The following is a 9,474-nucleotide window of genomic DNA, read 5'->3' as shown; positions in this document are numbered from 1 at the left end:
GTGCTCTCATTTCATGCGTCTACTTTTCCTTTGTTTACCGGGGGCCCGCCACGACCGTTTCCGTGGGTGCAGGGCGGGAGGGTCAGCGCGTCCAGCGGCGGAGCCAGTCGGTCTCCTGGGCGCACTTCTCCTCGTGGAACGCGGCGGACGGCTCGGCGAGCGTGACCTTCGGCCCGGACTCGTCGAGAAAGTCCCCCTCGCCCTTGGCGGCGCGGTGGCCGCCGAGTTCGATGTAGCAGGAGCCGCGCCCGTCGAACCAGGGGCGCGGCGCGCGGCGTCCGAGGTGGCGGGCGACGCCGTTCGCGACGACCTCGGCCTGCCCCTCGGCGAACACCGCCGCCTTCGGCAGCGGCTTCCCGTTCGGCAGCGTCAGCACGGTGACGTCGCCGAGCGCCCACACCCCCTCGGCGCCGGTCTCCATCGTGCGGGCCCGCACCGGGATCCAGCCGCCGTCGCCGAGCCCCAGATCCGCGACCACCCGGGGCGGACGGTGCCGGGGCACCACCGCGAGGACGTTGTAGGGCTCGGTGCCGCCGTCGGCGAAGACCGCCTCGCGGCGGCCGGGATCGACCGAGACGAGCGCGCGGTTCGGATGGAAGCCGATCTCGTGCTGTTTGAGCATGCCGACCAGCGCCTCCCCGACCGCCGGGCCCGCGACCGCCATCGGCATCGGGTCGGGCGTGAAGGCGTCGAACCGGACGGGATGGGACCGGCCGTCGGCCCGCACCAGGTCGGCCGCCAGCAGCGCCGCCTCGAACGGGGCCGCCGGGCACTTGAACGGCACGCCCGCGACGGCGAACACGACCCGGCCCCCGGCCAGCGGCCGGAGGCGCCGGCGCAGCGCGTCCGCGCCGTCCAGCGTGTAGAACTCGTGGGCGCGGCCGTCCGCGAGCGCCTCCGCGAGCCCGGGGGTGGCGGCCGGATCGAGTTCGGCGCCGAGCGCGACGACCAGCGCGTCGTAGGCGAGGGTGCCCGCGCTGGTGCGCACGGTCCGTCCCGCCGGGTCGATGGCGAGGATCTCCGCGCGCATCAACTCGACCCCGGGCACGCGCGAGGGGGCGATCGCGACCCGCACGTCCCCCGGACTGCGCCAGCCCCGCAGCACCCACAGCAGCGACAGCCCGAGCACGCTCCCGAAACTCCGGTCGACGACGACGATCCGGTCGCCGTCGGACAGCAACCGGCGCAGGTGCCGCGCGGTCATGAGGCCGCCGACGCCCGCGCCGAGCACGGCCACTGTACGAGCCATCAGGCACCCCCCTCAGATGTTGATCGCCTTGTCGGCCCATTCCGTCCACGCGGCGAGTTCCTTCATGGACGACCGGTGGCATCCCTTCACAAGCCGTTTCTCGTCGATTCCCCGGGCGTCCAGGCACGTTCCGCACGAGCCGACCGACGCGCCGTGCTCCACCAGGCCCTGCACCATTCTGCCGACGTTGTAGAAGCCGTTCGGGGTGCTCTGCCCGTCCTGGACGGAGGCCACGGCGTCGCCGAACAGGAACACCCTGACCTCGTTGGACGCGCCGGTCGTCATCATCTGCGCGGCCCAGCGCAACCCGTTGTAGGTGCGCTCGGTCCCGTAGGGCGGATCGTGCAGGACGAAAAGGATTCTCATGACGGTCTCCTAGTCGGTGCCAACAACTCTTCAATGCGGTCGCGCAGAATTTCCGGTTCACCGTCGAAGACGGCGGGGGGCACCGCGACGGCCGGTCCGGTGCGGGTGAACCGCGTCTCGTGGCCGGTCCGGGGGCGGGTCACGCGAATGCGCGAGGGCAGCGTCTCCTGCCCGTCCCGCCCCCATTCGGCGACCTCCCAGCGCCGCGTCTCCTGGCCGTCGCGGTAGAGGACGCGGCGCGCCACCGCCGACCGCTCGGGGTCGATGTCCTCGCGCACGCGCAGGACCGGGGCGCGGTCGTAGCGGTAGCCGCGCGTGGACGGGCCCTCGGGCGGCTCGGGGCGGAGGCCGGGATGCGGCCACGCCATGAGGTCCACGTAGCCGACGTCGGTCAGCGGCAGGCAGTCGAACAGCAGCGCCTCGGCGACCGTGACGGGCCGCGCCATCGTCGGCAGGTAGGTGCGCACCTCGCAGGCGCCGGCGGCGCGGTCCTCCCGGATCCGGATGTAGGTGCCCGCCAGGACCTCGGGTTCCAGGACGAACAGAACGGTCAGCGCCCGGGACGGGTCGTCCGCGCCGAAGCGGCGGGCGAGCAGGTAGCGCATGGGATTGCGGCCGATCGACGCCTCCACCGCGAAGGCGTAGGACGCGAGCCGGTCCGCCCACAGGTTCGGGCGGACCGGCGGGGACGCCCGTCCCCGCGTCGGTTCGCTCATGTTCCAGCCCTTCCGTGCGGCGCCGGGCCGGGTCGCGCCCGGCCCGGCCCGGGTCAGCCGGCCAGCGACGCCATCAGCGCGTCGAGCCGGTCGATGATGTGCGCGAGGTCGATCCCCCGCTCCCGCATCCGCGTCTCGGCGATCGTGCGGCCGCCCAACTCGATCGCCAGCACCTCGACGAGCCGGTCGATGTTGTTGTGCGCGTTGCTGACCGGGAAGTGCGCCAGCGGCACGGCGTGGCCGGGGTCGGCCTCCGGGCCGCCGCTCTCCATCCGCCCGTCGGAGCCGGACGCCTCCCGCCACGCCCGCTCGACCGCGCGGTCGTAGTCGCGGAACGCGCCGAAGTAGTGCTCGCGCCAGCGTTCGCGCAGCTCGTCGGCCGAGATCCGGCGCTCCAGGAAGTCCACCGCGGCGGGCACCACCGCCGCGCGGTAGGCGGCCAGCAGCGGGCGGACGTCGGGGTTCGAGGACGCGCGCACGGCGCCGTCGGAGGTCATGGTGTACTCCGATCATCAAAAGATTACTTGAAGAAGGTATAGCTGAAGCGCGAAGGCGAGAAGCGCTCACCGGCGGGCCGGTCAGCGCCGCGCGGAGAAGGCCAGATAGGCGCCCTGGCGCTCCAGCGCCGGCTCGGTGAAGCCGGCGCCGGCCAGCCAGCGGCGGACGTCGTCGGCCCGCATCGGCCGGCCGAACTCCTCGCTGCGCCGGAAGTGCGCGATGACCAGGCGCGACAGCGCGTGGCCGTCGTTCACCACCGCCGTCCCCCGCAGTTCCCCACCCGGCCGGAGGACGCGCGCCATCTCCCGGAGCGCGGCGGCCGGGTCGGTGAAGCAGTGCAGGCCGTGGAAGGAGACGCACAGGTCGAACGCGCCGTCCTCGAACGGCATGTCCACGACGCCGGTCTCGACGTACTCGATGTCTTTCAAGCCGCGCCGTGCGGCCTCGGCGCGGGCGCGGTCCAGCATGAAGGGCGAGGCGTCGGCGGCGGCGTAGCGGACCGGGACCCCCGGATCGAGCCCCCGGAAGGCGACGCCGCCGCCGCACGGGACGTCCAGGACGCTCGACCCGGCCGGGACGGCCGCGAGCGCCGCGATCCCGTCGTGGAAGGACCGCACGTCCGATCCCCAGACCACCCGGCTGAGCAGCCGGTACAGGCGTTCGTGCCGGATCGTCAGCGCGTAGGCGCGGGTGCTCGCCCGGCCGGTGCTCCATCTGCGGACGACGCGGTCGGCGGTCGGGCTCATGGGACCACCACCCCCTCAGCGGACCGGGGTGAGGGAGTCGGCCATCCGGTGCAGCATCTCGGTCAGGACGGTCCGGGACGTGGCGAAGTTCAGCCGGGTGAACCCGCGCCCCTCGGCCCCGAACGCCCTCCCGGGGATCAGCTCCACGCGGGCCTTCTCGCGGAAGTGCTGGGCGGGCTCGGCGGCCAGGCCCAGCTCGCGGCAGTCCAGCCAGGCGAGGTAGGCCGACTCAGGCGGGTCGTACCCGATCGCGGGGGCGTGCTCGGCGAGGGTCGCGGCGACCAGGTCGCGGTTGGCGCGCAGGTGGTCCGTCAGCGCGGCGAGCCACGCGTCGCCCTCGCTCCAGGCCGCCTTCGTCGCCTCGACGCCGAGGACGTTGACGGGCCCGAAGTAGTCCGGCGGATAGGAGTCGAAAGCCTCGCGCACCATTTCGGGCGCGAGGTGCATCACCGCGCACCGCAGCCCGGCGAAATTGAACGCCTTCGTCGCCGAGTTCACGGTGATGGTCCGTTCGGCGATCTCCACGCCGAGGGACGCCATCGGGATATGGCGGTGCGGGGCGTGGCAGAGGTCGGACATGATCTCGTCGGCGATGACGAGAAGGTCGTGGCGCACCGCGATACCGGCGAGCGACTCAAGCTCCGCGCGGGTCAGCACCCGCCCCGTCGGATTGTGCGGGTTGACGAGCAGCAGGACCCGGCATTCCGATTCGCGCACATCCCGTTCCAAGCGTTCTGCGTCGAAACTCCAGGCGCCGCCATCGCGTTCGAAGGGGCACGCGACCACGCGGCGGTCCATCATCTCGATGGTCTTCAGGAACGGCGGATAGCTCGGCGTCTGCACCGCGACGGCGTCCCCGGGGCGGGTCGCCAGCCGCAGCAGCACCTGGAGCGCCTGGAGCAGGTCGCTCACGTTGCGGACCCACTCGGGGCGGGGCCGCCAGCCGTGCCGGGCGTCCATGCGGTCGGCGAACGGCCCGGCCAGCGGGTTGGCGCCCGTCCAGGTCGACCAGGCCGGATAGCCGAGGTCGCCGCGCCGGACCGCGGCGTCCAGCGCCTCGCGGACGGCGGGCGCGACCGGGTAGTCCATGTCGGCGAGCGAGGCGGGCAGCGCGCCGGGTCCGCAGCCGCGCCATTTCTCGCCCCGCTTGGCGCGCAGCCAGGAAAGGTCGAGGTCGTCGAAACCGAAATCGCGGGCGGGGAATTGCCGCGCGGCTCCCCGCCCGCCGCTCTCGGCGATGTCGCAATCACTGGTCATTACGGTTCATCTCCCTGCGCTTCGGCGGGCCTGCGATGCAGGGCAATGATTGGTCCGGCCGGCGCGGGCGCGCAAGCGTTCGCGGGCGCGGGGGTCAGGGGCCCTCGGGTTCGGTGAGAAGGCTCCGCATGACGAAGGGCGCGGCCTCCATCTGAAAGTCCATCAGCGGGTAATGCTCCTTGACGAGCCCGTCGAGGCTGAGCAGGCACAGCATGGGAAAGACGAACTCGGGCTCGGCGTACAGGCCGTGCCTGCGCTGGAGGTTGAAAAGCTCGGCGCAGAAGGCCGGCAGGTTGAAATCGCGGACGGCGGCGCCCGCGTTGCGCCGGACGAGCGCGGCGACCTCCCGCCGGAACGCGGCGTCGTCCCGCCCGCCGGCGGCGCCGCGGACGGTGGAGCGGAGGATGTCGGCGCAGGACTCCCCGTCCCCGCGGATCATGCCGCCGAAGAAGGCGGTGAACCTGCGGCGGGCGACGTCGCCGAGGCGGAACGCGAAACCGGCGTCGAGCAGCACGACCCTGCCGTCGGGCAGGAAGTAGGTGTTGCCCTGGTGCAGGTCGACGTGCACGAATCCCTCGACGAACAGCAGGTGGTACACCGCGCGCACGAGCGCGGCGACCTCCGCCTCCCGCGCCGGGGCCGCGACGCCCTCGATCGAGGCGTGGCCGAGCCCCTCGACGTACTCCATCGCGATCACCCCGTCCCCGCACAGCTCCGGCACGACGGCGGGGACGACGAGGTCGGGGAAGCCCGCGAGGTGCTCGCGCATCCGCGCGAGGTTCGCGGCCTCGGCGGCGAAGTCGAGCTGGGCGGCCAGGCAGCGCCCGAGCCGGCCGGTGATCTCGGTGAGCGGCACCCGGCGCAGGCCGGGGAGCCGCTCCGCCAGCGCCGCGAACCCGTTCATGACCGCCAGGTCCGCCGCCATCACCCGGCCGACGTCCGGGCGGCGGACCTTCAGGGCGAGGAGGCGGCCGCCCGTCCTGACCCGGTACACCGAGGCGATCGAGCCGCTGGCGACCGGCGGGCCGGTGATCGCCGCGGCGAGGCCGTCCGGCGGACGGGGGAACGCGCGCCGGACCGCGAGCCGCGCCTGCGCGGGAGGCATCGGCGGCAGGCCGTCGTGCAGGCGGCCGAGCGCGCCGGCCACGACCGGGCCGACGAGGTCGGGCCGCGTCCCGGCGAGCTGCCCGACCTTGACGAACGCGCCGCCGAGCCGCTCGGCGAGCCGCGCCAGCTCCGCCGCCGCCCGTTCGGCGCGCGCGCCGCGCGGCGACACCGCCGTGAGGACGCCCGCGCGCACGCCCGCCAGGACGGCGGCCCCGGTGATCCGGGCCACCCGGAGGGCGAGGGCTCCCGGTCTGATCGGCTCGCTCATGTCCGCATTCGCTCCCGCCTGGCGCCGCGCACCGGAATTGGGTCTACTGATGGCTGTTTCGGCATCCGCGATCGGGCGTTAGTCAAAACGCCCGCGGAGGAAACAGTCAAGCCGACGGGACTCACCCCGGTGACGATTCAACTGGAGGAACGATGCTGCCCTGGCTCGGTGAGCTTTCCGGCCGCCTGGACGACCACGAGATCCATAGCGAACTGCTTCGCGGGAATCCTCTCGGCGACCCGCACAAGCGCCCGCTGTGGGTCTACGTGCCGCCCGGGTACGACGATTCCTCGGCACGGTATCCGACCATCTACGTATTGCAGGGCTATTTCGGGCGACTGGAGATGTGGCTCAACAGGATGCCGTTCCAGCGGCCCTTCATCGAGGCCGCCGACGCGCTGTTCGCGGGCGGCGAGGCCGAACCCGCGCTCCTCGTCTTCGTGGACGCCTGGACGACCTACGGCGGCAGCCAGTTCCTGGACTCGCCGGGCACCGGGCGGTACCACTCCTATCTGTGCGACGAGATCGTGCCCTTCGTGGACCGGCATTACCGGACGCTGCCCGAACGGGATCACCGCGGCATCGTCGGGAAGTCCAGCGGCGGCTACGGGGCGATGGTCACGCCGATGCTGCGGCCCGACCTGTTCGGCGCCCTCGCCACGCACGCCGGGGACGCCCTTTTCGAGTACACCTGTTTCTCGAAGTTCCCGCTGTGCGTCCGCCATCTGCGCGCCTACGGCGGCGACATCCTCCGCTGGTGGGAGGACTTCAGGTCCCGAAGCCCGCGGCTCCGGCCCGAGGACGTCTCGCTGCACATCATGCTGGGCATGGCCGCCTGCCTCTCCCCCGGCGGCGACGGGGTGCCCGAGCTGCCCTTCGACCCGGTGAGCGGGAGGCTCCGGCCCGCGGTCTGGCGCCGCTGGCTGGCCCTGGACCCCGTCCGGATGGTGGCCCGGCACGCCGCCGCGCTGCGCTCGGCGCGCGGCGTCTGGATCGACGGCGGAACCGCCGACGAGCAATTCCTGGATGTCGGCGCCCAGGCTTTCAGGCACGCCCTGGCCGAGGCGGGCGTACCCTCCGAAATCACTCATTTCGAGCTTTTCCCGGGTGGGCACAACGGCATCGAACGCCGTTATCCCCTTTCCCTGGCATGGCTCACTGAGCGGCTCGCCGCGCCCTCCCGCGCCAGCAATACCGAGCAGAATCCCTGACGACCTAATACGCTCGGCGCCGGGCTGTCAAGTCCTCTTGTGCATGGCTTGTGCTCAGACATTCTTTTACGCTCACCGAGATAGATATCAATACTCCATGGAGTAGCGATGGGAACCGGCGACAGCACGTACCGTGGTCGGATCGTCGCGCGTCGTCGCCGCCTCCCGCCGGGCCGTGGATCGGGGGGCGCCGACGCGAGGACAGCGGCCGTATCGGCGTCCATGAGATGAAAAGAGATACGAGATGGAACGGGATGCGCACAATCCTCAACCTCGTCTCGGTCAGCAGGCCGGGACCGCGCCCGCGCCGGGCCGGCAGGTGCACAACGCCTCCATCGTCTCCATCAATTCGCTGCTGCCCGCCGATTCACCCCGGCTCGGCGGAATGGACGAGGAGCATGTTCGCCGGCTCGCCGAAATGGAGACCACCCTCCCGCCGATCCTGGTGCACCGTAGCACCATGCGGGTCATCGACGGGATGCACCGGCTGCGGGCGGCGATGCTGACCGGAAGAAAGGAGATTCAGGTCGTCTTCTTCGACGGCACCGAGGACGAGGGCTTCATCCAGGCGGTGAAGGCCAACATCGTGCACGGCCTTCCGCTGACGCTCGCCGACCGGCGGGGCGCGGCGGCCCGAATCCTCGCCACGCACCCCCAGCTTTCCGACCGCGCCATCGGCTCCTACACCGGACTCGCGCACAAGACGGTGAGTTCCATGCGAAATCGCTCAAGTGGGGAAAACTTCCAGTCGAGCACGCGGGTGGGCGTCGACGGGCGCATGCGCCCTTTGAGCAGCCAGGAAGGGAGGCGCCGCGCGGCGGAGATCATTGCCGAGCGGCCCAGTGCCTCGCTTCGGGAGATCGCGGCCAACGCCGGGATCTCCGTGGGAACGGCGCACGACGTCCGGCAGCGCGTGCGGCGCGGAGAAAGCCCGGAGAGCTCCCGGGTGCGGCTGCGGGTGGAACAGCGGCTCGGGCCCGACGAGCCGGCGGATCGAACCGAGGAACAACAGGCGGGCACAAAGGGAAAAGCCCCCGATATCGACGCGCGCTCCATATTGCACAGCCTCCTCCGGGATCCGGCTCTCAAACAGACCGACGCGGGCCGCGCGCTGCTGCGCTGGCTCCACTCCCACCTCATCAGCCAGGGCGACTGGGACCAGCTCGTGGACGCCGTCCCCGCCTACCGCCTCCAGTCCCTCGCCACGCTGGCCCGCCAGTGCGGCAGCCTGTGGTACCAGTTCGCGCACGAGTTGGAGAGCCGCGACCGCGTCATCGACCTCGCTCCCCCGTCGTGACCGCGCCGGGCCCGGCTGCGGGCGCTCCGCTGAGCGCCCCGGTGAGCGCCGCGCCCAGCCGGCCGGGCTCGAAGTCGCCCTCGGGGACCGGCACCGGCTCCCCGGCGCGGACGAGCCGCGTCCACGGGCCGTCCCGCCCGCGCGCGGCCCTGACCTGCCTGGGCAGGCCGGCCAGTCCCGGCCCGCCGGGCTCCAGGACCTCCCAGCGCCGGACCACCTCGCGGCGGCGGGCGACGACCCGGGCGAGCACCGACCCGTCGGGGCCGACGGCCTCGGTGACGGTGAGGCCGGGCGTGGAGGGCGGGCCGTGGAGGCGGCGCGGCCGGGCCTGCGGCCAGCGGCTCCACGACAGGTCGGCCGCCGCGCCGTCCGCCGGGGTGAGGCCAGGGTAGGGCCAGGCCATGATGTCCAGGTAGCCCACGTCGGTGAGCGGCAGGCGGTCGAAGACGTACCGCTCCCCCAAACGCACCGGCCGCCGCATCGTCGGCACGAACGTGTGGACCTCGCACCAGCCCTCGGAACGGTCCTCCTCGATCCGCACATGCGTGCCCGCGAGATTCTCGGGGGCTTCGACAAAAAGCCCGGTGACCGCATGCGCGCCCTTTATTCGACGCCCTATCAGATAACGCGCGGCACCCTTTTCGAAGGGCGATTCGATGGCGAATCCGAAGGAGCTGAGACGCCCGGCGTCCATATTCACCACCGCCGGGATCGGACAGTTTTTCACCCCGTGGACCCCGTTCCCTGGCATCGCGGACG

At 72.3% G+C, this 9,474-nt stretch carries 10 protein-coding genes; 2 read left to right on the top strand and 8 right to left on the bottom strand.

The genetic code is table 11. The features are described 5' to 3' along the window. Window positions 1–82 precede the first annotated feature (82 nt). The 7 genes from GNZ18_RS39685 to GNZ18_RS39655 all read right to left on the bottom strand — a co-directional run bounded on the left by GNZ18_RS39685 (window position 83) and on the right by GNZ18_RS39655 (window position 6,207). Window positions 83–1,249, bottom strand: a complete 1,167-nt coding sequence (locus tag GNZ18_RS39685) for an NAD(P)/FAD-dependent oxidoreductase (protein WP_156222584.1) — start codon at window positions 1,247–1,249, stop codon at window positions 83–85. Window positions 1,250–1,261: 12 nt separating this feature from the next. Then, window positions 1,262–1,615: a DsrE/DsrF/TusD sulfur relay family protein gene (locus tag GNZ18_RS39680; RefSeq protein ID WP_156222582.1), complete on the bottom strand. Its 354-nt coding sequence runs from the start codon at window positions 1,613–1,615 to the stop codon at window positions 1,262–1,264. Then, window positions 1,612–2,331 (bottom strand): hypothetical protein, encoded by a 720-nt coding sequence (locus GNZ18_RS39675; RefSeq protein ID WP_156222580.1) that lies wholly within the window; start codon window positions 2,329–2,331, stop codon window positions 1,612–1,614. The genes GNZ18_RS39680 and GNZ18_RS39675 overlap by 4 nt, the downstream gene beginning before the upstream one ends. A gap of 53 nt (window positions 2,332–2,384) precedes the next feature. Continuing rightward, window positions 2,385–2,828 (bottom strand): hypothetical protein, encoded by a 444-nt coding sequence (locus GNZ18_RS39670; RefSeq protein WP_156222578.1) that lies wholly within the window; start codon window positions 2,826–2,828, stop codon window positions 2,385–2,387. A gap of 81 nt (window positions 2,829–2,909) precedes the next feature. Next, complete coding sequence (locus tag GNZ18_RS39665) at window positions 2,910–3,575, bottom strand: class I SAM-dependent methyltransferase (RefSeq protein ID WP_156222576.1); 666 nt, start codon at window positions 3,573–3,575, stop codon at window positions 2,910–2,912. A gap of 15 nt (window positions 3,576–3,590) precedes the next feature. Continuing rightward, window positions 3,591–4,832 (bottom strand): MalY/PatB family protein, encoded by a 1,242-nt coding sequence (locus GNZ18_RS39660; RefSeq protein ID WP_156222574.1) that lies wholly within the window; start codon window positions 4,830–4,832, stop codon window positions 3,591–3,593. A 94-nt stretch (window positions 4,833–4,926) separates the two neighbouring features. Further along, on the bottom strand, window positions 4,927–6,207 hold the full coding sequence (locus GNZ18_RS39655) for an ABC1 kinase family protein (RefSeq protein WP_156222573.1): 1,281 nt from the start codon (window positions 6,205–6,207) through the stop codon (window positions 4,927–4,929). 152 nt (window positions 6,208–6,359) lie between these two features. Here GNZ18_RS39655 and GNZ18_RS39650 point away from each other — a divergent pair, with 152 nt between their 5' ends. After that, window positions 6,360–7,418 (top strand): alpha/beta hydrolase-fold protein, encoded by a 1,059-nt coding sequence (locus tag GNZ18_RS39650; RefSeq protein ID WP_156222571.1) that lies wholly within the window; start codon window positions 6,360–6,362, stop codon window positions 7,416–7,418. Window positions 7,419–7,662: 244 nt separating this feature from the next. Continuing rightward, a complete protein-coding gene (locus GNZ18_RS39645) occupies window positions 7,663–8,715 on the top strand; it encodes a ParB/RepB/Spo0J family partition protein (RefSeq protein WP_156222568.1) in 1,053 nt (350 codons plus the stop codon). Here GNZ18_RS39645 and GNZ18_RS39640 read toward each other — a convergent pair. After that, on the bottom strand, window positions 8,690–9,256 hold the full coding sequence (locus GNZ18_RS39640) for a hypothetical protein (protein WP_156222566.1): 567 nt from the start codon (window positions 9,254–9,256) through the stop codon (window positions 8,690–8,692). The genes GNZ18_RS39645 and GNZ18_RS39640 overlap by 26 nt on opposite strands. Window positions 9,257–9,474 lie beyond the last annotated feature (218 nt).

Source organism: Actinomadura litoris (assembly GCF_009733595.1).
GTDB lineage: Bacteria > Actinomycetota > Actinomycetes > Streptosporangiales > Streptosporangiaceae > Spirillospora > Spirillospora litoris.
Note: the sequence above shows the minus strand (reverse complement) of the source record. Positions and strands in the feature narration are given on the sequence as shown.

What these genes read in the sequence shown, in the direction of transcription:
- GNZ18_RS39645 (WP_156222568.1), top strand. Translation starts at nt 7,663, where the DNA reads ATGGAACGGGATGCGCACAATCCTCAACCTCGTCTCGGTCAGCAGGCC.
- GNZ18_RS39675 (WP_156222580.1), bottom strand. Translation starts at nt 2,331, where the DNA reads ATGAGCGAACCGACGCGGGGACGGGCGTCCCCGCCGGTCCGCCCGAAC.
- GNZ18_RS39670 (WP_156222578.1), bottom strand. Translation starts at nt 2,828, where the DNA reads ATGACCTCCGACGGCGCCGTGCGCGCGTCCTCGAACCCCGACGTCCGC.
- GNZ18_RS39655 (WP_156222573.1), bottom strand. Translation starts at nt 6,207, where the DNA reads ATGAGCGAGCCGATCAGACCGGGAGCCCTCGCCCTCCGGGTGGCCCGG.
- GNZ18_RS39665 (WP_156222576.1), bottom strand. Translation starts at nt 3,575, where the DNA reads ATGAGCCCGACCGCCGACCGCGTCGTCCGCAGATGGAGCACCGGCCGG.
- GNZ18_RS39650 (WP_156222571.1), top strand. Translation starts at nt 6,360, where the DNA reads ATGCTGCCCTGGCTCGGTGAGCTTTCCGGCCGCCTGGACGACCACGAG.
- GNZ18_RS39685 (WP_156222584.1), bottom strand. Translation starts at nt 1,249, where the DNA reads ATGGCTCGTACAGTGGCCGTGCTCGGCGCGGGCGTCGGCGGCCTCATG.
- GNZ18_RS39660 (WP_156222574.1), bottom strand. Translation starts at nt 4,832, where the DNA reads ATGACCAGTGATTGCGACATCGCCGAGAGCGGCGGGCGGGGAGCCGCG.
- GNZ18_RS39680 (WP_156222582.1), bottom strand. Translation starts at nt 1,615, where the DNA reads ATGAGAATCCTTTTCGTCCTGCACGATCCGCCCTACGGGACCGAGCGC.